This is a genomic window from Kitasatospora sp. NPDC056138 (genome assembly GCF_042264695.1).
Lineage (GTDB): Bacteria > Actinomycetota > Actinomycetes > Streptomycetales > Streptomycetaceae > Kitasatospora.
Genome location: NZ_JBHJVK010000016.1, coordinates 55,757 through 76,668, shown reverse-complemented (window position 1 = coordinate 76,668; position 20,912 = coordinate 55,757). Strand labels below are relative to the sequence as shown.

The window sequence follows — 20,912 nt, the reverse complement described above, 5'->3', positions numbered from 1 at the left end:
CGCGCGCAACTCCCTTGCGGGGGCCGGGAGTCACGCCCGGGGTGCCCTCGCTGCCGCGGCCGTTGCGAGGGTTTCGGCCGCCGCACGGGCGTGGCGGGCGGGGGTCGGGTCGCCGCTGATCGCGGCGGTGGTGATCGCGCCGTCGATCAGCAGCACCAACTGCTCGGCCAGCGCCGACGGATCGTCGGCTCCCAGGTCGCGGGTGATGTCGGTCAGCTGTTCCCGGACGGCGCGCTTGTGGTCGCGTGCGGCGCGGGCCACACCGTCCGCGGTGGCGCCCAGCTCGCCGAAGGAGTTGATGAAGGCGCAGCCCCGGGAGCCGGGCCCGGCGAGCCAGGCGTACAGCCAGTCGAAGACTGCCGACAGCCTGCCTTCCGGCGTGGTGGCGGTTCGGTCGACGTACTCGGACAGCTCGGCGCGCCAGCTCTCGTCGCGGCGCCGCAGGTACTCCTCCACCAGGTCGGTCTTGGACGGGAAGCACTGGTACAGCCGCTTCAGCGACACGCCGGAGGCGGCGCGGAGCTCGTCCATGGCCACGGTCTGGATACCGCGTTCGTAGAACAGCCGCTCGGCGGCGTCGAGCAACCGCGTGCGGGCCTCTTCGTGATCCACAGCACCTCCAGCTACCAATGAGAACGATGATTCTCTAGACTAGCCGACATCGAGAGAACGGCCGTTCTCTCGACTGTTCCCCATGAGAGGAGACCGTCATGGCGCCACGATCCCCGTTCCCGCCGTACGACGAGCAGACCGCGCTCCAGAAGGTCCAGGCCGCCGAGGACGCGTGGAACACCCGTGATCCCGAACGCGTCGCACTCGCCTACACGGAGGATTCGGTCTGGCGGAACCGGGACCGGTTCCTCACCGGCCGGGAGGAGATCGTGGCCTTTCTGCGCGAGAAGTGGTCCCGGGAGCTGGACTACGCCCTGCGCAAGGAGCTCTGGGGCTTCCTGGGTGACCGGATCGCGGTCCGGTTCCAGTACGAGTGCCGGGACGCAGCGGGTCAGTGGTGGCGCAGTTACGGCAACGAGCTGTGGGAGTTCAGCGCGGACGGGCTGATGCGCCGCAGGGAGGCGAGCATCAACGACGTCCGCATCACCGAGGCGGAGCGGCGGATCTTCGGGCCGCGTCCGGCGGCCGAACGGGGAGTCACGTTCCCGGTCTGGTGAGGGCGCGCCTCCCGCCGCAGTGAACCGGCCGCGCCGGGCGGCGCCCGGAGAGGGCCCGGATGGAGCCCGGACGCAGAGCTGCGGTGCCCCGCAGCGGTCGGTGGCCAGCGGTCGACGGCCAACGGTCAGCCGCCGACCGCCGACCGCCGACCGCCGACCGCCGACCGTCAGCCGTCAGCCGTCAGCCGTCAGCCGTCAGCCGTCAGTGGTCGACGGGCAGCGGGCGGAAGGCGGCCATGATGCGTTCGGCGGCCATGGTCGCGGTGAGCGTGCCCTCGCGGACCTGCTGTTCCAGGTCGGGGGAGATGCCGCGGACCTCGGGGTGCTCGTGCAGCTGGGAGAGCAACTGGTCGTGGACCATCGCCCAGGTCCAGCCGACCTGCTGGTCGCGGCGTTTGGCGGCGAGCGCTCCGGTGGTGTCGAGGATCCGGCGGTGCTGCTGGAGCCGCTCCCAGAGGGTGTCGAGGCCGGTGCCGTCCCGGCCGCTGCAGGTGAGCACGGGGGGCGTCCAGGCGGCGTCGGGGGACTGGAGCAGCCGCAGGGCACCGGCCAACTCCCGCGCGGCGGCGCGGGCGTCGGTCTCGTGCGGGCCGTCGGCCTTGTTGACGGCGACCAGGTCGGCGAGCTCCAGGATGCCCTTCTTGATGCCCTGGAGCTGGTCGCCGGTACGGGCCAGGGTGAGCAGCAGGAAGGAGTCGACCATGTCGGCGACGGCGGTCTCGGACTGCCCGACGCCGACCGTCTCGACCAGGACGACGTCGTACCCGGCGGCCTCCATCACCACCATGCTCTCGCGGGTGGCGCGGGCGACCCCGCCGAGCGTGCCCGAGGTGGGCGAGGGCCGGACGAAGGCGTTCGGATCGGTGGAGAGCTTCTCCATCCGGGTCTTGTCGCCCAGGATGGAGCCGCCGGTGCGGCTGGACGTCGGGTCGACGGCGAGCACCGCGACCCGGTGGCCGAGCCCGGTGAGCATCGTGCCCAGGGCCTCGATGAAGGTGGACTTGCCCACCCCGGGCACACCGGTGATCCCGACCCGGACGGCCCGGCCCGAGTGCGGCAGCAGCTCGACCAGCAGCCGCTGGGCGAGCGCCCGGTGGTCGGGCCGGGTGGACTCCACCAGGGTGATGGCCCGCGCGATCCAGGCGCGCGAGCCGTCCAGGACACCCTGCCGGTACTGGTCGAGGTCGAGTGTGCGAGGCGCCATCGGCTCAGCGGCTCACAGCTCGTGGCCGAGGTCGGCGGCGAGCGACTTCAGCAGGTCGTGGGCGGCGTCCGGGATCACCGTGCCCGGCGGGAAGACGGCGGCGGCGCCGGCCGCGTACAGGGCGTCGAAGTCCTGCGGGGGGATGACCCCGCCGACCACGATGGTGATGTCCTCCCGTCCGGCCTCGGCCAGTTCGGCGCGGAGCGCCGGGACCAGCGTCAGGTGCCCGGCGGCCAGCGAGGAGACGCCGACGATGTGCACGTCGGCCTCCACCGCCTGGCGCGCGACCTCGGCCGGGGTCTGGAACAGCGGGCCCACGTCCACGGTGAAGCCGAGGTCGGCGAAGGCGGTCGCGATCACCTTCTGACCCCGGTCGTGCCCGTCCTGGCCCATCTTGGCGACCAGGATGCGCGGGCGGCGGCCCTCGGCGTCCTCGAAGCGCTCGACCAGGTCGCGGGTGCGCTGAACGGCGGTGGAGGGGCCTGCCTCGTCTCGGTACACACCGGAGATGGTACGGATCTGGCCGGAGTGGCGTCCGTACACCTTCTCCAGTGCGTCGGAGATCTCACCGACCGTCGCCTTGGCGCGGGCGGCGTTCACCGCGAGGGCGAGCAGGTTGCCCTCCAGGCTGTCGCCGCGTCCGGCGCCCGCCTCGGCGGCCCGGGTGAGCGCGTGCAGCGCGTCCTGGCAGGCGGCCTCGTCGCGTTCGGCGCGCAGCCGGCGCAGCTTCTCGACCTGCTGGGCGCGGACCGAGGAGTTGTCGACCTTGAGGACGTCGATCTGCTCGTCGTTGGCGACCCGGTACTTGTTGACGCCGATCACCGGCTGGCGGCCGGAGTCGATCCGGGCCTGGGTACGGGCCGCGGCCTCCTCGACCCGCAGCTTGGGGATGCCCGCGTCGATGGCCTTGGCCATCCCGCCCGCCGCTTCGACCTCCTGGATGTGCTGCCAGGCCCGTGCCGCGAGGTCGTGGGTGAGCTTCTCCACGTACGCGCTGCCGCCCCAGGGGTCGATCACCCGGCAGGTGCCCGACTCCTGCTGGAGCATCAGCTGGGTGTTGCGGGCGATCCGGGCCGAGAAGTCGGTCGGCAGGGCGAGGGCCTCGTCGAGGGCGTTGGTGTGCAGCGACTGGGTGTGGCCCTGGGTGGCGGCCATCGCCTCCACGCAGGTGCGGGTGACGTTGTTGAAGACGTCCTGCGCGGTGAGGGACCAGCCGGAGGTCTGCGAATGGGTGCGCAGCGACAGCGACTTGGCGTTCTTGGGGTCGAACTGCTTGACCAGCTTCGCCCAGAGCAGCCGGGCGGCGCGCAGCTTGGCGATCTCCATGAAGTAGTTCATGCCGATCGCCCAGAAGAACGACAGCCGCGGCGCGAAGGCGTCCACGTCCAGTCCGGCGCCCAGGCCGGCCCGCAGGTACTCCACACCGTCGGCCAGGGTGTAGGCCAGTTCCAGGTCGGCCGTGGCTCCGGCCTCCTGGATGTGGTAGCCGGAGATGGAGATCGAGTTGTAGCGCGGCATCTTCTGCGAGGTGTACGCGAAGATGTCCGAGATGATCCGCATCGAGGGCTGCGGCGGGTAGATGTAGGTGTTGCGGACCATGAACTCCTTGAGGATGTCGTTCTGGATGGTCCCCGCCAGCTTCTCGGGCGGCACCCCCTGCTCCTCGGCCGCCACGATGTACAGCGCCAGTACCGGCAGCACCGCGCCGTTCATCGTCATCGACACCGACATCCGGTCCAGCGGGATGCCGTCGAAGAGCTGGCGCATGTCGTAGATGGAGTCGATGGCCACGCCCGCCATGCCGACGTCGCCGGTCACCCGGGGGTGGTCGCTGTCGTAGCCGCGGTGGGTCGGCAGGTCGAAGGCGACCGACAGGCCCTTCTGGCCGGCCGCCAGGTTGCGCCGGTAGAAGGCGTTGGACTCCTCCGCGGTGGAGAAGCCGGCGTACTGGCGGACCGTCCACGGCTGGTTGACGTACATCGTCGGGTACGGGCCGCGCAGGTAGGGGGCGATGCCCGGGTAGGTGCCGAGGAAGTCCAGGCCGGCCAGGTCCTCGGCGGTGTACAGCGGCTTGACGCCGATGCCCTCCGGGGTCTCCCAGACCAGTTCCTCGACCTCCTTGCCGGTCGCCTGCTGCCAGGCCGTCCGCCACTGCTCGCCGGTGGCGGACGGGCCGCTCTCCCCGTCGAGAGCGATCCCGGTGAAGTCGGGGATCATCGCGCCACTCCGATCTCGTCGAGCACCGAGGACAGGACCGCGACCGCGTCGCAGCCCGCGAAGACGAACTCGTCCACCCCGGCCTTCTGGTACGCCTCACGTGCCTCGCCCGGACGCCCCGCCAGCAGCACCCGCCGGGCGCCGGCGGCCTTCAGCGCGGCCGCGACCTCCTCGGCGTGCTCCGCGTAGAGCTGGTCACTGGAGCACAGGCAGGCCACGCTCGCGCCGCTCGCGGCGAACGCCTCGGCCAGCGCGGTGCCGTCGACCCCCTCGGCCGTGCCGGTCTCGATGCCACCGGCCTGGAAGAGGTTGGCGGCGAACGAGGACCGCGCCGTGTGGACGGCCGCCGGCCCGAGGGCCGCCAGGAACAGCGCGGGACGGGCACCGGTGGCGGCCAGGTGGGCGTCGGAGCGGGACCGCAGTGCCTCGTACGCCTCGGCCCGCCGCACCCTGGGCAGGCCACCGCCGAGCGGCGCCGGCGCCGCCGGGCGGACCAGCGGCTGCTCCTGGAGGTTGGGGAACTCGCTGACGCCGGTGATGGGTTCGCGCCGCTTGGCCAGCGCGGTGGAGCGCGCGGCCCAGGTGGCGGCGGTCCGCTCGCTGATCAGCCCGGAGGTGAGGGCGGCCCGCTGGCCGCCGGCCCGCTCGATCTCCTGGAACCACGCCCAGGCGGCCCGAGCCAGCTCGTCGGTGAGCTGCTCGACGTACCAGGAGCCGCCGGCCGGATCGATGACCCGGGCCAGGTAGGACTCCTCCAGCAGGATCGACTGGGTGTTGCGGGCGATCCGCCGCGCGAACGCGTCCGGGAGCCCGACCGCGCTGTCGAAGGGCAGCACGCTCACCGCGTCGGCTCCGCCGACCCCGGCGGCCAGGCACGCGACGGTGGTGCGCAGCATGTTCACCCACGGGTCGCGCTCGGTCATCATCACGCCGGAGGTGACGGCGTGCTGGCGCTGCGCCGCGGCCTGGGGCGACGCCCCGGACAGCTGCGTCACCCGGGCCCACAGCCGCCGGGCGGCGCGGAACTTGGCGATGGTCAGGAACTGGTCGGCGTCGGCGGCGAGGCGGAACTCCAGCTGCGCGCAGGCGGCGTCGACCGACAGACCGGCCGAGGTGAGCCCGCGCAGGTACGCGACGCCGGTGGCGAGCGAACAGCCGAGTTCCTGGGCCGGGGAGGCGCCGGCGTCGTGGTAGGGGAGGGCGTCGACGGTGAGGGCGCGCAGACCGGGGTGATCGCGGTCGCAGCGGAGGGCCAGCGCGGCGGCCTCGGCCAGCAGGGCGTCGGTGTCGGCGTCCTTGCCGGTGCGGGCGAGCAGACCGAGCGGGTCCGCGCCGAGGTTGCCGGCGGCGGCCGCCGGGCCGACCCCGCGCTCCTCGTACAGCCGTAGCAACTGCTCGGCCGCGTGGCCGAATCCGGCACCGGCGTCGAGGACGACGGCGGCCAGGTCGAGGTAGACGCCCTGGAGGACGTCCGGCAGGGCCGTCGCGGGCAGGCCGGTGTCCGAGACCTCCAGCCAGAGCGAGGTCACGCCGTTCTCCAGGTCGGCGAGCACGGCCTCGTTGGCCCGCCGGGGATCCGGATCGGTGTGGCGCTGGCGCACGTCCCAGCCCGAGACCGCCGCGCCCTGCGGCCGACCGCCCCGGACGAACGGGGGGAAGCCCGGGTAGCCGGCGGCGGCCGAGCCGTCCTCGGCGGTGTACAGCGGACGGACTCGTAGTCCGTCCTGGAGTTCACTGGAGAGGACTTCCTCGGCCTGGACACCGGTGGCGTCCGGCGCACCGGACTTGCGCAGCACGCCTTCGACCAGGCGCTGCCACCGCTCACGGCTTGCGTCCGGGAACTCGGCGGCCAGGGGGAGCCCATGGGGCAGGACCGTCATAGGGGAAGGTTAATGCTCGTCAGCCCGGCTCTATCAGTGCCCAGGAGTGTGACCTTGAACTCGCTGCACTGGAGGGTACCCGGAGTGCCAGCCGGCCGGCCGGCAGGGTTCACGACCTCTGCCGGGTGCCCCCCGTGCTGTCCGCCAGGGCCGGCCGTCCCGTCGCCGTCGCCGTCCTCCTCGTCCTGATGGTCCGCCGGGGGCCGGGAGTGGGGATGCGCAGCGACTCCAGTGCGGGCGGCAGCGGTCCGTCGTGCGGGAACCGCTCGATGCCGAGCCCGATCCGCCGGACCCAGGCGCAGAGGCCGGCCGTGTCGGCGGGGTCGGTCACGTTGCCGAGCCAGACCGGTGCGGTCGGCCGTTCGCCCGGAAGCCGCCCCCGGGTGCGGACGACGACGACATTGGCCAGTTCGCACGGTCCCAGGCAGTCGGTGACCACCAGGTTCGCGGCGGGGAGGTCCTCGACGGCCTCGGCGAGTGCGGACAGCTGACCCAGGTGGTCGGTGCCCGGCCGTTTCGCGGCACTGCCGCAGCAGCAGCCGCGGCACAGGACGACGTCGACGGCCGCCGTGCGGGCAGCCCTGACCGATGACACCGCAGAACCTCCTCGTGGGGTCCGCGCCCCGACCTCCGGAGAAACCACGGGTCAGTGTTCTGACTCCCGGATCCACGCGTCCCGGGGCCTCCGACCGCTGCACAGCGGTCGTCGGCCGGGGTCGCTCCCCGGTCACAGTGGCGGGACCGCCCCGGAATCGCACCGGGTTCCTGCACACCGTGGTCTCGGATGCTCACCGCATCCCGGGTGTGACCCTGCCGCAGAAGTGACGGTCCGTCAACTGGTGGCGAAGCGGCCTGCGGTGTCGTCGGGCCGGCTTCCGGTGTGCGCCGGGGCGCAGCACCCGGCGTGTCCCAAAGCCGTGGCCGTCGCGGCCCCGGGGTGCCGCGAAGGCGTTGACCGTTCGTACAAGCCGCCCTTAACCTCCCCTTACAAGTGATGGTTCGAGGAAGCCGGTGCGAATCCGGCGCGGTCGCGCCACTGTGAGTCCACCGCCCGCCGGGCAGTGGGCAAGTCAGACACTCCCCGTCACGCCCGCTCCAACGAACAGGGACGCACGATCCCGCTAGGAGGGCTCACTGTGAGCAGTCTGTCCGCGCCCGGAACCATCGCCACGCCCGTGGTGGTCCCCAATGCCAGAGCCGCTCTGTGGCTGATCGGCACCGCGCTCCTCGCACTCCTCGCCTACTACTTCATCGGCGTCGACCAGGGTGCTGTCTCCGTCTTCGGGAACGACATGCACATCCACGAATTCGTCCACGACTCCCGCCACTTCCTCGGCTTCCCCTGCCACTGACCGGGGCCGGGACAACAGCTGATCATGGAAAAGAGAATCATCCTGCGCGGCCTGCTGGCCGGCGCGGTGGCCGGCCTGCTCGCGTTCGTCTTCGCGCGGATCTTCGCCGAGCCGCAGATCAACCAGGCCATCGACTACGAGAGCGGCCGTGACGCCGCCCAGGAACTGCTGGACAAGGCCGCCGGCCTTCCGGTGGAAGCCGCCGGACCGGACCTCTTCAGCCGTACCGTCCAGGCCAATGTCGGCATCGGGACCGGCATGATCCTGTTCGGGGCGGCCATGGGAGCCCTGTTCGCCGTCGCCTACCTGCTGTGCCTGGGCCGGGTCGGCCGGCTGCGGGCCCGCAGCCTGTCCCTGCTGGTCGCCGGCGGCGGGTTCGTCGGCTTCTACCTGGTGCCCTTCGTGAAGTACCCGGCCAACCCGCCGGCCATCGGCCACCCGGACACCATCAAGGAGCGCGGTTCGCTCTACCTGGTGATGGTGCTGTGCTCGATCGTGTTCCTGGTGGCGGCCGTCTGGCTGGGCCAGCGACTCCAGGCCCGGTTCGGCAACTGGAACGCCACCCTGCTCGCGGCGGGCGGCTACGCCGTCGCGATCGGGATCGTGATGGCCCTGCTGCCGTCGCTGGGCCAACTCGCCGACAACGTCCACACCTTCGGAAACCACCCCACCGAGACACCGCTGCCGCTGGAGAACTCCCAGGGGGCGATCGTCTACCCGGGCTTCCCGGCCGACGTGCTGTTCTCCTTCCGCCTCTACTCGGTCGCGGCCCAGCTGATCATGTGGTCCACCATCGGCCTGGTCTTCGCCCCGATGGCGCAGCGCCTGCTCCAGCCGGCCGCCGAGTCACCCGCCCCGGCCGGCTCGCCGGATCCGGTGGCCGCGTGACCCTCCCCTCCCACGGGAACCCGGTCCCAGCGCAACTCGAAGCGCTGGGACCGTACTTCGCCCTGGACCAGCACGACCCGGACGAGCCGCCGCAGCCACCGTGGCGGTCGATGGGGGAGCTCCTCACCGACGCATCGGTCCTCGCGGACCGGGTCCAGGCCGTCCGCGCCTTCCTGGCCGCGGGCGGCGGTCAGGCCACGGACGCCGTGGAGACCCGGGTCGCCGCGTCCGTGGTCCACCTCGGCCTGGCCGCCCGGATCCTCTCCCCGGCGCTGGCCCTGGCCGTGCTCGACGGCTGCGCGGAACCCCTCGCACTGGCCCGGCTGCGCTGGCAGCCACAGCTGGGAAGCGCCTTCCCGCTCTCCCGGGCCAGGGACACCGTCACCCGGTCCCTCGACACCGAGGCCGGCCTCGCCGACGCGCTGGGCAGCGGCCTGTTCGGCGGGGCGATCGCCGAACTCGCCAGTGCGACAGCCGCGTTCGGCGTCAGTGAACACATCCTGCGCGGCAACGCCGCCTCCGGTCTCAACGGCGCCGCCACGGTGCTCGCCGCCGCCCGTCCCGAGCACGCCCCACGGGTACGCGCCGTCCTGGCCCACCTGCTGCGCCACCCGGCCCTCGCGGGCGCGGGAGCCGTCGTCGACGGGTCGTTCCGCCGCCGGAGCTGCTGCCTGATCTACCGTGCCGCACCCGGCCGCAGGGGAGCGTTCTGCGGTGACTGCGTCCTGACCGGCCACTCCGGCCACCGCTGACCGCTGTTGACCGCCGTCGGCCGCTGCTGACCACCGGTCGGCGGCGGTCCGGCGATCCCCGAGGCTCGCCGCCGGGCGTGGGGCCCGTACCGGTGCCGGGTCGGAGCCGTCGGTGCGGGCGGCGAGTCGGCCACGTCCTGGCCGGAGTCGGCCCGGGGCGGCGGCGAGCGCGTTATCGTGCGGGGTGTGCTGTCCCGCGCCGCCGGGTTACCCGGCCTCCCCGCCGAGGCGGGCATCCCCGCCCGGCGGATCCGGCGCCGCGGCGATCCTCCCCCGGCGGTGCCGGGGCTGTTGGGTGCTCGCCCCTCGCCGATCCGTCTGGCCGTCGGCCGGCAGCGGGTGGCCGCCCGTGCTGCTGCCACCGGCCCGGCGGGCCGTGGTCCGGGACCGGACCGTCCGGGACCGTCCGGGCGGGTCGGAGCCGTAGTGAGCTGCAGGTGAGCCGTAGTGGGCCGAAGCAAGTCGCAGTGAGCCGTAGCGAGCCGTATGGGAGAGGAGAGACGGCCATGGCCGATTCCGCACCGAGGTCCGGGCTGACCGGCTGGGGCCGTGCCCCGTTCAGCGCCGCCGGGCAGACCTACGACTGCTACGAGAAGGGCTCCGGGCCCGGGGTGGTGCTCGTGCCCGAGGTACCCGGTCTCACCCCCGAGGTCCTGGGACTCGCCGACCATCTCGTCGACCAGGGGTTCACGGTGGTCGTACCGTCACCGTTCGGTGTCCCGGGCAGGGCGGCCACCGCGGGGTACGGCCTCCGCGTCTTCGGGCGGCTCTGCGTCGCCGCCGAGTTCCGCGCGTTCGCGCTCGACGCCCGGCGCCCGTTCGCCGAGTACCTCCGGGCGCTGGCCCGTGACCTCGCCGGGCGCACCCCCGGACCGGGCGTCGGCGTCATCGGCATGTGCTTCACCGGCGGCTTCGCGCTGGCGGCCGCCGTGGACGACGCGGTCCTGGCCCCCGTGCTCAGCCAGCCCTCCCTCCCGTTGGCGCTCGGCGCCGCCCGCCGCCGCGACCCCGGGGTCTCGGAGGACGAGCTCGCCCGGGTCGCCGCCCGCACCACCACCTCGGGCCTGTGCGTCCTCGGCCTGCGCTTCAGCCATGACGGCGCCGTGCCGAAGGACCGTTTCGACACCCTGCGCGAGCGTCTGGGTACGGCCTTCGAAGTGATCGAACTCGACTCGTCCCCCGGTAACACCGCAGGCTTCGGAAGACGCGCCCACTCCGTACTCACCGCCGAGCTCCGTGAACGGCCGGGTCACCCCGCGCTCGACGCACGCCGGCGCGTGGTCGACTTCCTGCGCGAGCGGCTCATGCCCGTCGTCCCCGAGCCGGCCGCCCCCGGAGAGCGCCCGGTGTAGGCGCCGGCCGCACTCCCTGAGCACCTTCCCGCACTCCCCGGCGGGCATCGGCCCGCCGGGGGCCGCCTCCTCACCACGGAGGTCCGACGAGGCGGATCGGGCCCGTTGGGGGTCATGCCCTCCGGCCGACTAGACTCGCTCCTTGGGCCTGCGGACCAGACACCCGGCTCGACAGGTACGGAGAGGTGCCACCGGCCTGATGTCCACCCGCACCCGAGGGAACACGTGAGCAACGAACAGTCCATCCCTGTCCTCCAGATCCTCAACGAGGCCGGCCGTCGTCGGACCTTCGCCGTGATCAGCCACCCGGACGCGGGCAAGTCCACGCTGACCGAGGCGCTGGCGCTGCACGCGCGGGCGATCACCTCGGCGGGCGCGGTGCACGCCAAGGGCGGCCGGCGCGGTGTGACCAGCGACTGGATGGAGCTGGAGCGCGAGCGCGGCATCTCGGTGACCTCGGCGGCGCTGCAGTTCGACCACCGCGATCACGTGATGAACCTGGTCGACACCCCCGGCCACGCCGACTTCTCCGAGGACACCTACCGGGTGCTGGCGGCCGTCGACTGCGCGATCATGCTGGTCGACGCGGCCAAGGGCCTGGAGGAGCAGACCCGCAAGCTCTTCGCGGTCTGCCGCCACCGCGGTGTCCCGGTGATCACCTTCATCAACAAGTGGGACCGCCGGGGCCGTGAGGCGCTCACCCTGCTCGAGGACATCGAGACCCACCTCGGCATCACCCCCGTCCCGGTGGTCTGGCCGGTCGGCAGCGCGGGCAACCTGCGCGGCCTGGTCGAGGCCGAGAACACCGGGCAGATGCTGCGCTACACCAAGGTGCCGGCCGGTACGCACGCCGCCATCGAGGAGGTGCTGACCGCCGACCAGGCCGCCGAGCAGGAGGGCGAGGACTGGGAGACCGCGCTGGAGGAGCTCGAGCTGGTTCTCTCCTCCGGTCCCGGCTACGACCAGGAGGCCTTCGAGGCTGGCAAGATCAGCCCGGTCTTCTTCGGTGCCGCGCTGACCAACATCGGTGTGAAGCTGCTGCTGGACGCCGTGGTCGACCTGGCCCCGGCGCCCAGCCCCCGCCCGCTGGCGAAGGGCGGCAGCCGCGAGGTCGGCGAGGAGTTCTCCGGCCTGGTCTTCAAGATCCAGGCGAACATGGACCCGGCGCACCGCGACCGGATCGCCTTCGTCCGGGTCTGCTCCGGCGTCTTCGAGCGCGGCATGAACGTCACCCGCGCGGCCAGCGGCCGCTCCTTCGCCACCAAGTACGCGCACACCGTCTTCGGTGCGGAGCGCACGGTCGTGGACAAGGCGTACCCCGGCGACGTGGTCGGCCTGATCAACGCGAGCGCGCTGCGGGTCGGCGACACCCTCTACACCGGCAAGAAGGCCGAGTTCCCCGGGCTGCCGGCCTTCGCCCCCGAGTACTTCGCGGTGGCCCGGCCCAAGGACATCAGCCGCTCCAAGCAGTTCCGAAAGGGTGTCTCCCAGCTGGACGAGGAGGGCGTGGTCCAGGTACTGGTCTCCGACCGGCGTGGTGACCAGGCACCGGTGATGGCCGCGGTCGGCCCGATGCAGTTCGATGTCGTGCTGCACCGGATGGAGCACGAGTTCTCGTCCCCGATCACCCTCGACCGGCTCTCCTACCAGCTGGCCCGGGTCACCGACGCCGACGGCGCCGCCGAGCTGGGCAAGTCCAGGCTGACCGACGCCGAGGTGATGACCCGCCGCTCGGACAACGTGCTACTGGCCCTGTTCGCCGACAAGTGGCACCTGAACGCGTTCCAGCGGGCCAAGCCCGACATCCTGCTGCAGCCGCTGATCGCCACCGCGGACTGACCGAGGGTCAGGCCGCAGGCCGCGTGACTGCCGGTCAGTCAGTCGATCGGGCGGCCGGTCGGCCAATGCCGTCTGTGTCCCGCCCTGCGACTCCGACGCCCCCGACGCCCTCGGCTCCGCTCGGAGTCGAGGGCGTCGGGCTGCTCGGGCTGCTCAGTGCCGGCGCGTCGGAGCGTCGGACGCCGACTGGTACGGTGCGGCGGCCTGCTGTGCGGCGTACATCAGGGCGGGCTTCATCTTCGGCCAGAAGTAGCCGTCCTGGCAGGAGTACGACGGTGTGAACCCGTCGCAGCCGCGTCCGTCGCTGTCACCGATCTCGATGGTGAAGCTGGCCAGGCCGAGCTTGTCGTAGGTCCAGTCGTCGGTGCCGCCGGACGCGTCGTAGAGGATCTCGCCGGCCTGCCCGGACTGGTAGCCGGTGATCGAGCCGAGCCGGCCGGCCAGGGCGCGCAGCGCGGCGTCGTTCCCGGTGTGCACGGTGTGGTCGGACTCCCACGGGAAGAGGACCATGCTCGCGTCGCTGTGCAGGCTGATCATCATGCCCCGGGCGTCCGCCGGTGCGGGATCGCTGTCGCCGGTGCCGGTGCGCACCGCCGGGTACAGCTTGCGGAAGAGGTTCTCCAGCGCGGTGTTCTCCACCTCGGAGTCGGCGGCGGGACCGAGGTAGACCTCGCTGCAGGGCTGGTCCGAGGTGCCGAGGCCGCCCCAGTGGGTGCCTGCGTTGCGGTTCAGGTCGACGCCGGGCTGGCCGTCCCATTGGCACGAGGAGCCGTTGGAGTCGTCGGCGTTCTTGCGCTGCAGGACGGGGTTGTCGCCGCCCTGGGCGACGATGTCCACGCCGTCCGGGTTGGCGATCGGGACGACCCACATCTCGGTGGAGTCCATGAGCCTGGTGATGTCCGGGTCCTTGCCGTAGCCGTTCGTCAGTTCGTCGATCCAGCGCCAGGAGACCTCTCCGGTGGTGAGCTCACGGGCGTGGATCTGACTCATCAGGAAGAAACGGGGCTTTGCCGAGTTCGGGTCGAGCCGGCAGTCGCCCGGCTGCATCTTGGTGATGCAGACGGCTCTGAGGTCGCGGCCCCCGGCTCCGGTCTGCTTCAGCCAGGACTGTCCGTAGGTGACGACCGTGGCCATGTCCGGGTGCTGGGAGGCGACTTGGTCCAGGTGAGCGTACTGGGCGTCGACGGTGTGGTAGCCGCCGTCGTACGTGTCGTCCACGCCTGCGGTGCCATGGGACGTGCGCTCCTTGCCGGGGGTCGACTGCTGCCTGGTCTCGACGACCGTCGGGGTGAAGCCGAGGCGGCGCAGGCCCGCGTCCGTGCCCGGACCGCCCAGGACGAACAGGTCGTCACCCTGTCGGCGCTCCAGGAGGTCGTAGCCGGCCCTGATCAGCGTCTGCGCGTCCTGCCGGTGGTGGGTGGGGATCCGGTAGACGACCGAGGTGTTCTGCGAGGCACGGCCGACGGTCTGCGGGGTGCTGGTGCCGGCCAGGGCCGAGGCGGCGGGGAGTACGGCCGCGACGGCCAGGACCGTCGCTCCGGCGGCGATGGTCGCCAGGCGTTTCCGGGGCATGAGTTGGCCTTCCGTGGGGGGTGGGGGGAGAAGGGGGTGGGGGTGGCGGAGACACGTGCGGGAGGTGCCGGGGGCCGGGAATTGCCGGGGACCGGGCGGTCACCCGCGTGTCGGGGGTCGGATGCCGTGGTCTGCCGCATGGCCCTGCGGTGCCCCGGCGGTCGGTCCCTGCCGGACGGCGGCGACCGCGGGAGCACGTGGGGTACTCGCTCCGGAGGCTCGGCCGGTACCGTCGGATTCCGATGATGCCATGTACGCGTCAGTGCGAGAAGGGGTTGCTCGCCACCTGATGCCATGTCAGACGTCTCCGTCACCTGCACCCTTGACCTCTCCGACCGCTCCCGCGCCGCCTCCACCCGCCCCGATCCTCGGAGTGCCGCAGGCCGGGGTCCTGCGGCGCCGTGGTCCGGCATCCTCGACTGCGCCGCCCCGCTGCTCCGCCGTCCCGAGGCTGCGGACCGTGGGGCTTCAGGGTTGGTACGCCGGCGGCCTGAGCGGCGGGTGCCGCCCGACCGTCGATCATTCCTGACTCGCCGTCACTTCACGGCGGCGACACGGAAGTCGGGTGATGCCCGTGTAGGGCGCACGGAGTGCGGAGGGCGGTCGGTCGGGTGCGGGCCGGGTGGCCCGCTGGACGGTGTTCCGGCCGGAGTCGCCGGGTTCCGGCTACGCGCTGCCGCAGTTGGCGTCGACGGCGGCTCTGACGAACTCCAGGACGCGTGCGGTGGAGTTGGCCTCCGGCCAGACCGGCCCCCACCGGACGGGCGGGGCGTCGTGGAACGGGACGTAGGCGATGTCGGGGCGGGGGTGGTACCTGGAGGCGTTCTCGCCGACGGGGTAGGCGCCCCGGCCCATCGCGACGAGGGTGAGGATCTCGGCGAAGCCGTGGCCCACCGGCCCCTGTCGGACGGGCCGTCCCGACGGCGTGCGGCTGGGCGTACGGTCCTGCCGGAACTCCTCGGCCAGGTCGGCGGGGAGCTGGATCACCGGATGGTCGGCGAGGTCCTCGAGCGACACCGACTCCCGCCGCGCCAACGGGTGGTCGGCGGACACCGCGAGCATCCGCGGCTCGGACAGCAGGGCGGGACCGCACGCCATGCCCGGGTAGGGGTACCCGGCGACGACGAGGTCGATGCTGCCGTCCAGCAGGTGCGGCCGGGAGTTGACCATCTGGGCCGCGTGGATGCGGACCTCGCAGTCGGGGTGGCGGGAGGTGAACAGGCCGACGGCCTTCAGGAGCAGCTGTTCGGTGCCCGCGCCCATGAACCCGACCCGCAGGACCCCGGTGACGCCGCGCCCGGCCTCGGCCGCCCGGCCCAGCGCCTGCTCCAGGTCGGCGACGATCGGTGCCAGCTCCTCGGCGAGCCGCCGGCCGATCGGCGTCGGGCGGACGACACGGCTGGTCCGCTCGAACAGGGGCGCCCCGATGCGGTGTTCGAGCTTCTTGACGGTCTGGCTGACCCGCCCGGTGGTGAGCCGCAACCTCGTCGCGGTGCGACCGAAGTGCAGCTCCTCGGCGAGCGTCAGGAACACCTCGATTTCGTGCCGCTCCCACATGTCGCCCCCATCGTTTAGCTCGACTCAACGATCCTATCGTGATCACGCCTTGATGGGCCTCGGTGCCGGGCGGACCATGGAAGACATCACCCCCGCCGCCTCCGGCGGACTCGTCACCGGGGAAACACCAGGGAGCGCAGCCGAAATGATCGAGATCGACGCCATCGACCACGTTGTTCTCCGCGTCATCGATGCGGAGGCCATGGAACGGTTCTACTGCGACGTCCTCGGCTGCTCCGTCGACACCCGCCGCGACGACCTCGGGATGGTCCAACTCAGGGCCGGTGCCTCGCTGATAGACCTGGTCCGGGTGGACGGCAGGCTCGGACTGCAGGGCGGTCGGGCCCCGGGGGCGCAAGGGCACAACATGGACCACCTGTGTCTGCGCCTCGCCCACTACGACGAACCCGCGATCCTGGAGCACCTACGGGCGCACGGCGTCCGCATCGGACCGCTCGGCACCCGCAAGGGAGCCCTCGGCACCGGCCCGTCGGTGTACCTCTACGACCCCCAGGGCAACACGGTCGAACTGAAGGGCCCGGCGGACCGGCAGGAGGGCCGGTAGGACGGGACCGCCCGGCCGATCCGGGACCCCGCCCGCCGGCCACCGCTGCCGCCGTGAGGAGTCGGCGGGGAGTCCGGCAGGGGGAGCCGGCCGGGGCGGTGGCCGATCGAGCGGAACCGTGTCGGCTGACGCCCGCCTCCCGCGCTGCCGCTCCGATCACCGGTAGGCACCTGCGTACCGCACAATGATCGCCATGAGCGAGAACAACTCCGGTACGGGGGACCCTTCGAAGCCTTCGGGCGAGCCCGCGACGGCGGGCCGCGGATCCGAAGGCCTGGAGGAGCTGCACCGGCGGCTGGACCGGATCGAGGCCATGCTCGTGTCGTGGCGTGCCCCCGAAGGCGCGGTGCCGGTCGAGCCGGCCTGGCGCCGGGCCACCGAGGGCGAGCAGCGCTGGGCGGTGACCGGGTCGATCCTGGTCGCGGTCGCCCTCCAGCTCTTCCTGCCGTCCCGGTTGACGATCCACCCGCACTGGATGCTGCCGGTGCTGGAGGTGGCGCTGCTGGTGGCGCTGGCCGGCCTGAACCCGCACCGCAGGGTCGACCATGCGTCGAGGTCGCTTCGCGCGGTGAGCCTCTGCCTGGTGGCGGCGATCAGCCTGGCCAACGGCTGGTCGGCCGTGAAGCTGGTCCGTGAGCTGCTGCACGCCTCGGGCGGCACCACGGCTCCTGCGCTGCTGGGCACCGGTGGGGCGATCTGGGCGACCAACGTGATCGCCTTCGCGCTGTGGTACTGGGAGTGGGACCGCGGCGGTCCGGCCGCCCGGGCGCGCGGGGACAAGAACTACCCCGACTTCCTCTTCCCGCAGATGCAGGCGCACGAGCTCGCCCCCACGGGGTGGGAGCCGACCTTCCTCGACTATTTGTACGTGGCATTCACCAACGCCACGGCCTTCAGCCCGACCGACACCATGCCGCTCTCCGTCTGGGCGAAGATGCTGATGATGCTTCAGACCGCGGTGTCCCTGGTGACCGTGGTGCTGGTGGTCGCCCGGGCGGTGAACATCCTGCAGTAGGTCCGACCGGCGGCCCGCATCGCCGCATCGCCGCATTCGCCGCGTCCGGGCGGCCGGGGAAGTCCGCCCGTGCTCCAGGCCCGTCCGGCCGTCCGGGGTGCCCGTCCGGGGCGGCACGGGGACTGTCCGGCGGGCCTGCGACGGGCGACTCAGCCGGTGACCTGCCGGTGGGCGATCCGGGCGATCTCGTGCCAGAAGGGTGCGGCGGTCAGGTAGGTACCGAGTCCCGCCATGATGCCGAAGGCCACGTCCACACTGACCCGCCCTTCCTGCGCCCAGTAGACGTCCTGCAGGTCCAGCAGCAGGGCGAACTCGTCCGCGATCAGCGCCGCGCCGGCCCCGTAGACCCCGGCCACCAGCGGATGCCCGACGGCCTTCCGGTCGCCCCGCACCGCGACGAGCCCCACGCCGGCCAGGGCCGCGATGCCGAAGTTGTAGTGGTGCAGGTGCTTCCCGCCCGCCGAGATGTTGCCCCAGGGCAGCCAGCCGTTCCGGATGCCGTGGGTGATCAGCCGAGTGGTGCCGAAGGTGGTGCCGAAGGCGATCCAGGTCACCAGCAGGGACCGCTTCGTCGGCGACAGACGGGTGTCGGCCGCGTGCCGCAGCCTCCCCGGGAGCCCGGTGTTCGAGACGGCGTCCCGCGGGTCTGTGCTGGCCCTCATCCCAGGTCCTTCCACTCGGCTCCCGACGGCGGGCGCACGGCCGCCACCTCGAAGGGCCGATGCACCAGGTCGACCTTAAGCCGAGTCGTCCGCGCCGGCAGCGCAGGCTCGCGCCACCGCCTCGCGACCGGGACCACCTGCGCGGCGTACAGCCGCACGGGCCGCCGCTGCTACCGCTGCCGCCGCTGCTGCTGTCCCCAGCCCGGTCGGCCTCGCCGGACCACGTCTCCGCCGGGGATCAAGCTCTCCGGTGGAACGGGCAGTTGAAGCGGGGGACGGCAGAGGACGTGACCCGGCGGCCACGGCCTCACGCATCCGCACCCGGGCACGTCGACGCCCGCGCAGGTGCACGACGAGCCCACGGGCGGCGACGGCGCGGTCGCCGGCAGGCAGCCGGTCCCGGTGCGGCTGCGGCACGGTTCCTCCGGCACCGGAGAACGTGGAAATTTGACTGACGGTCCGTCAAGTACCGCTGTTGAAGGATGGCATGGCCCGACACCCTCGCAGGGCCGCCGTAACGGCGGTGCGGAGTACGGGGCGCGGGTACGGAGGTGCTGTGCCGATGCGCCATTCGGTCACCTTGGAGCACCGGTCCAGCGGGGCGGTCGCGACGAACCCGCCAGGTCCACGAAGGTCGGGGCATGAAGACCGCACTGACTTCGCGCGTACGCACCGCGGGCGTCCTCACCGCCCTCGTCCTGGCGGCCGGCCCCGCCATGGCCGGGAACGCCTCCCCGGGTCCGGACTCCGGCCCCGCCGCCGACGACCGCGCCCCCGCCCGTTCGACCTCGGCCTGGCTGCCGTACTGGGGCAGCGACACCGCCTACGCGGACGCCCTCCAGCACGCCTCCCAGCTCCACACCGTGAGCCCGTTCTGGTACGAGGCCACGTCCGCCACCACCGTCAACGGCTACCCGGGCGCCGGGGACCGGCGGATGGTCGACGGGCTGCACGCCAAGGGCATCAGGGTCGTGCCCACCGTCATCGAGACCCTCGACGCCAGAGCCATGGCGGAACTCCTGGGCGACCCGGCCCGCCGCACGGCGCACACCGACGCCTTGATGGACATCGCCGAGAGCTCCGCGTACGACGGCCTCGACCTGGACTACGAACGGATGGCCGAGACCGAGGACGAACAGCTGCGTGAGCAGGTCCGGGTCGGCTACGACGCGCTGACCGCCGAGCTCTGCACCCGGCTGCACACCAGGAACAAGCAGTGCGTCGTCACGGTCATGCCGCACACCCTCCTCGACGGACACGCCTACGACTACGCGCAGCTGGGCAAGGTCGCCGACCGGCTGCGGATCATGGGCTACAACCTCCACAACGCGCTGGACAAGCCGGGACCGCTCTCGTCGACCGCCTGGTACGAGGAGTTCCTCGGCTACGCCACGGGCGTCGTCCCCCGCGAGAAGCTCGAAGTCGCGCTGCCCGCCTACGGCTGGGACTGGACCGTCGGTTCCACGGACCGGGCCAGGCACGTGACCTCGAAGGAGGCCGAGGCGCTGCGCAGGGAACGGAAGGCGGACTACCACTTCGACACCGCCTCCGGGACCCCGCACTTCGGCTACACCGACGGCGGGAAGCGCCACGAGGTCTGGTACCAGGACGCGAACGGGACGGCCGCCCATCTGGCGGTGCTGAAGAAGTACGGGGTGCGCAACAGCGGCCTGTGGGCCCTGGGATTCGAGGACCCCGGGGTCTGGGACGTACTCGCCGCCCGGTAGCCCCGAGGTGTGCGCCCCGCGCGACGGGCTGGAGCCACAGCCCGTCGGCGCTCCCCGGCCCTGGCCGCGCAGCTCGGCCGCCGGCCACCTGCCGGAAGGGTCCACCGTGCTTTTGCGGCCGGGACGATGCCGGTGCGACCGGTGCGACCGGTGCAACCAGTGTGGCTGGTGTGATCGGTGCAACCGGTCTGGCTGGTGTGACCGGTGTCGGGACCTGGATCGCCCGGCCCGAGAAGCCCGAGCCGTGCCTCCGTCACCGGCCTGACCTCGGACCGGGCCGCTAGCCGAGGCGGGAGACCTGGTAGTGGCTGATGTACCAGCCGTCCTCCGCGCGCCTCAGCAGTACACCGAGACAGACGCCCAGCGTGGGCCGGTCGGTGAACGAGAAGTCGACGCCCAGGTAGCCGAGCACGAGGTCGGCGGCGGGCCGCCTGGTTTCGAGGATCCGGTACTCGGCCGTCATTCCGAGCGGCTGGGATTCGTAGTAGTCGGCGACGCCCTGCCGTCCGACGCTGTAGGGGTGCAGTCCCTGGAAGATCGCGTCCTCGGTGAAGTGGGACGCGACGAGCTGCGGTTCGTGCGCGTCGACAGCCGCCTTCCACCGGTCGAGGACGCCGCGCAGGATCGCTTCGCTGTCCGTGGCGCTGTTCATCGGGGGTACTCCTGTCGGGTGGGATCTGGGCTCACGGGCGCCGCGCGGTGCGTCGGCGGCGGTACCACCGGTTCGGCGTCGGGCGCCGCTACCGGCCCGGGTCGTTCGGGTGGGGGGACAGCGGCGTCACCGTGTCGTGTCGCCACACCCGCAGTGGCATCGACGCGAGTACCTGTTCCAGCTGGTCCGCGTCGTCGGCGCTGAAGAGGCCCCAGGTACGCCATTCACCGGGGGCGAGCGGTGGGCGCCACAGCCTCAGCAGGCTTCCCTGCGCCGCCAACTCCCGTGACCGCGCCGCCTCCCGGGTCCGGATCTCGGCCACGGCCTGCTCGGACGTGCCCTCCGGAACGGTGGTCACCATGTCGACCAGGAACTCCATGGGTGGTCCTCCTCATCACGTCATGCCGGACGCCGGAGCCGGACGTCCCAACGCGGTTCCCGGACAAGGGCCTTGGACTGCGGTCGCCCGGGTCGGCGTGCCGTCGGGGGTGTGGGATGAGCCCGGGCCC

At 72.4% G+C, this 20,912-nt stretch carries 19 protein-coding genes and 2 riboswitches; of the genes, 9 read left to right on the top strand and 10 right to left on the bottom strand.

The annotated features are described in order from the left end of the window. Positions 1-30 precede the first annotated feature (30 nt). Positions 31-612, bottom strand: a complete 582-nt coding sequence (locus tag ACFC1R_RS13295) for a TetR/AcrR family transcriptional regulator (protein WP_375937445.1) — start codon at positions 610-612, stop codon at positions 31-33. A gap of 98 nt (positions 613-710) precedes the next feature. On the opposite strand from ACFC1R_RS13295, the gene ACFC1R_RS13290 reads away from it, so the two are divergent. Next, positions 711-1,169 (top strand): nuclear transport factor 2 family protein, encoded by a 459-nt coding sequence (locus ACFC1R_RS13290; protein WP_375937443.1) that lies wholly within the window; start codon positions 711-713, stop codon positions 1,167-1,169. Positions 1,170-1,371: 202 nt separating this feature from the next. Here the strand turns inward: ACFC1R_RS13290 and meaB are convergent, their stop codons facing one another. The 4 genes from meaB to ACFC1R_RS13270 all read right to left on the bottom strand — a co-directional run bounded on the left by meaB (position 1,372) and on the right by ACFC1R_RS13270 (position 7,065). After that, on the bottom strand, positions 1,372-2,373 hold the full coding sequence (gene meaB / locus ACFC1R_RS13285) for a methylmalonyl Co-A mutase-associated GTPase MeaB (RefSeq protein ID WP_375937440.1): 1,002 nt from the start codon (positions 2,371-2,373) through the stop codon (positions 1,372-1,374). Between the two features lie 12 nt (positions 2,374-2,385). Further along, positions 2,386-4,590, bottom strand: a complete 2,205-nt coding sequence (scpA, locus tag ACFC1R_RS13280; protein WP_375937437.1) for a methylmalonyl-CoA mutase — start codon at positions 4,588-4,590, stop codon at positions 2,386-2,388. After that, a complete protein-coding gene (locus tag ACFC1R_RS13275; RefSeq protein WP_375937434.1) occupies positions 4,587-6,470 on the bottom strand; it encodes a methylmalonyl-CoA mutase family protein in 1,884 nt (627 codons plus the stop codon). The genes scpA and ACFC1R_RS13275 overlap by 4 nt, the downstream gene beginning before the upstream one ends. A gap of 109 nt (positions 6,471-6,579) precedes the next feature. After that, on the bottom strand, positions 6,580-7,065 hold the full coding sequence (locus tag ACFC1R_RS13270; protein WP_375937431.1) for a (2Fe-2S) ferredoxin domain-containing protein: 486 nt from the start codon (positions 7,063-7,065) through the stop codon (positions 6,580-6,582). 52 nt (positions 7,066-7,117) lie between these two features. Next, positions 7,118-7,238: riboswitch (cobalamin riboswitch) on the bottom strand. A gap of 210 nt (positions 7,239-7,448) precedes the next feature. Beyond that, a riboswitch (cobalamin riboswitch) is annotated at positions 7,449-7,571 on the top strand. A gap of 35 nt (positions 7,572-7,606) precedes the next feature. On the opposite strand from ACFC1R_RS13270, the gene ACFC1R_RS13265 reads away from it, so the two are divergent. From ACFC1R_RS13265 to ACFC1R_RS13245, 5 genes are all read left to right on the top strand, one after another. Next, complete coding sequence (locus tag ACFC1R_RS13265; protein ID WP_375937428.1) at positions 7,607-7,822, top strand: CbtB-domain containing protein; 216 nt, start codon at positions 7,607-7,609, stop codon at positions 7,820-7,822. A 24-nt stretch (positions 7,823-7,846) separates the two neighbouring features. Further along, a complete protein-coding gene (locus ACFC1R_RS13260) occupies positions 7,847-8,710 on the top strand; it encodes a CbtA family protein (protein ID WP_375937425.1) in 864 nt (287 codons plus the stop codon). Next, positions 8,707-9,462 carry a (2Fe-2S)-binding protein gene (locus ACFC1R_RS13255; RefSeq protein ID WP_375937422.1) on the top strand — a complete coding sequence of 252 codons (756 nt, stop codon included), beginning with the start codon at positions 8,707-8,709 and terminating at the stop codon, positions 9,460-9,462. Before ACFC1R_RS13260 ends, ACFC1R_RS13255 begins: the two co-directional genes overlap by 4 nt. Before the next feature lie 506 nt (positions 9,463-9,968). Beyond that, positions 9,969-10,814 carry a dienelactone hydrolase family protein gene (locus tag ACFC1R_RS13250; protein WP_375937419.1) on the top strand — a complete coding sequence of 282 codons (846 nt, stop codon included), beginning with the start codon at positions 9,969-9,971 and terminating at the stop codon, positions 10,812-10,814. A gap of 225 nt (positions 10,815-11,039) precedes the next feature. Then, positions 11,040-12,653, top strand: a complete 1,614-nt coding sequence (locus tag ACFC1R_RS13245; RefSeq protein WP_375937416.1) for a peptide chain release factor 3 — start codon at positions 11,040-11,042, stop codon at positions 12,651-12,653. A 153-nt stretch (positions 12,654-12,806) separates the two neighbouring features. On the opposite strand, the gene ACFC1R_RS13240 is transcribed toward ACFC1R_RS13245, so the two are convergent. Together ACFC1R_RS13240 and ACFC1R_RS13235 are read right to left on the bottom strand one after the other, a co-directional pair. Then, positions 12,807-14,225, bottom strand: coding sequence for a M14 family zinc carboxypeptidase (locus ACFC1R_RS13240; RefSeq protein WP_375937412.1), 1,419 nt, complete (start codon positions 14,223-14,225; stop codon positions 12,807-12,809). A 666-nt stretch (positions 14,226-14,891) separates the two neighbouring features. Next, entirely contained in the window at positions 14,892-15,782 is an 891-nt protein-coding gene (locus ACFC1R_RS13235) for a LysR substrate-binding domain-containing protein (RefSeq protein ID WP_375937409.1), read from the bottom strand. 145 nt (positions 15,783-15,927) lie between these two features. Between ACFC1R_RS13235 and ACFC1R_RS13230 the strand changes: the two genes are divergently transcribed. After that, entirely contained in the window at positions 15,928-16,347 is a 420-nt protein-coding gene (locus tag ACFC1R_RS13230; RefSeq protein ID WP_375937406.1) for a VOC family protein, read from the top strand. A gap of 193 nt (positions 16,348-16,540) precedes the next feature. Continuing rightward, on the top strand, positions 16,541-17,362 hold the full coding sequence (locus tag ACFC1R_RS13225) for a hypothetical protein (RefSeq protein ID WP_375937403.1): 822 nt from the start codon (positions 16,541-16,543) through the stop codon (positions 17,360-17,362). 149 nt (positions 17,363-17,511) lie between these two features. On the opposite strand, the gene ACFC1R_RS13220 is transcribed toward ACFC1R_RS13225, so the two are convergent. Then, entirely contained in the window at positions 17,512-18,024 is a 513-nt protein-coding gene (locus ACFC1R_RS13220) for a hypothetical protein (protein WP_375937400.1), read from the bottom strand. Positions 18,025-18,665: 641 nt separating this feature from the next. Between ACFC1R_RS13220 and ACFC1R_RS13215 the strand changes: the two genes are divergently transcribed. Continuing rightward, a complete protein-coding gene (locus tag ACFC1R_RS13215; RefSeq protein WP_375937397.1) occupies positions 18,666-19,751 on the top strand; it encodes a glycosyl hydrolase family 18 protein in 1,086 nt (361 codons plus the stop codon). A 280-nt stretch (positions 19,752-20,031) separates the two neighbouring features. On the opposite strand, the gene ACFC1R_RS13210 is transcribed toward ACFC1R_RS13215, so the two are convergent. Then, positions 20,032-20,403, bottom strand: a complete 372-nt coding sequence (locus ACFC1R_RS13210) for a YybH family protein (protein ID WP_375937394.1) — start codon at positions 20,401-20,403, stop codon at positions 20,032-20,034. An 88-nt stretch (positions 20,404-20,491) separates the two neighbouring features. Then, the gene (locus tag ACFC1R_RS13205) at positions 20,492-20,782 is read right to left on the bottom strand and encodes a muconolactone Delta-isomerase family protein (protein ID WP_375937391.1); all 291 of its coding nucleotides are present in this window, start codon (positions 20,780-20,782) and stop codon (positions 20,492-20,494) included. Positions 20,783-20,912: the final 130 nt, after the last annotated feature.

Coding starts and splice junctions, on each gene's coding strand:
- ACFC1R_RS13290 (WP_375937443.1), top strand. CDS start 711: ATGGCGCCACGATCCCCGTTCCCGCCGTACGACGAGCAGACCGCGCTC.
- meaB (WP_375937440.1), bottom strand. CDS start 2,373: ATGGCGCCTCGCACACTCGACCTCGACCAGTACCGGCAGGGTGTCCTG.
- scpA (WP_375937437.1), bottom strand. CDS start 4,590: ATGATCCCCGACTTCACCGGGATCGCTCTCGACGGGGAGAGCGGCCCG.
- ACFC1R_RS13275 (WP_375937434.1), bottom strand. CDS start 6,470: ATGACGGTCCTGCCCCATGGGCTCCCCCTGGCCGCCGAGTTCCCGGAC.
- ACFC1R_RS13260 (WP_375937425.1), top strand. CDS start 7,847: ATGGAAAAGAGAATCATCCTGCGCGGCCTGCTGGCCGGCGCGGTGGCC.
- ACFC1R_RS13250 (WP_375937419.1), top strand. CDS start 9,969: ATGGCCGATTCCGCACCGAGGTCCGGGCTGACCGGCTGGGGCCGTGCC.
- ACFC1R_RS13240 (WP_375937412.1), bottom strand. CDS start 14,225: ATGCCCCGGAAACGCCTGGCGACCATCGCCGCCGGAGCGACGGTCCTG.
- ACFC1R_RS13235 (WP_375937409.1), bottom strand. CDS start 15,782: ATGTGGGAGCGGCACGAAATCGAGGTGTTCCTGACGCTCGCCGAGGAG.
- ACFC1R_RS13230 (WP_375937406.1), top strand. CDS start 15,928: ATGATCGAGATCGACGCCATCGACCACGTTGTTCTCCGCGTCATCGAT.
- ACFC1R_RS13225 (WP_375937403.1), top strand. CDS start 16,541: ATGAGCGAGAACAACTCCGGTACGGGGGACCCTTCGAAGCCTTCGGGC.
- ACFC1R_RS13220 (WP_375937400.1), bottom strand. CDS start 18,024: ATGAGGGCCAGCACAGACCCGCGGGACGCCGTCTCGAACACCGGGCTC.
- ACFC1R_RS13215 (WP_375937397.1), top strand. CDS start 18,666: ATGAAGACCGCACTGACTTCGCGCGTACGCACCGCGGGCGTCCTCACC.
- ACFC1R_RS13210 (WP_375937394.1), bottom strand. CDS start 20,403: ATGAACAGCGCCACGGACAGCGAAGCGATCCTGCGCGGCGTCCTCGAC.
- ACFC1R_RS13205 (WP_375937391.1), bottom strand. CDS start 20,782: ATGGAGTTCCTGGTCGACATGGTGACCACCGTTCCGGAGGGCACGTCC.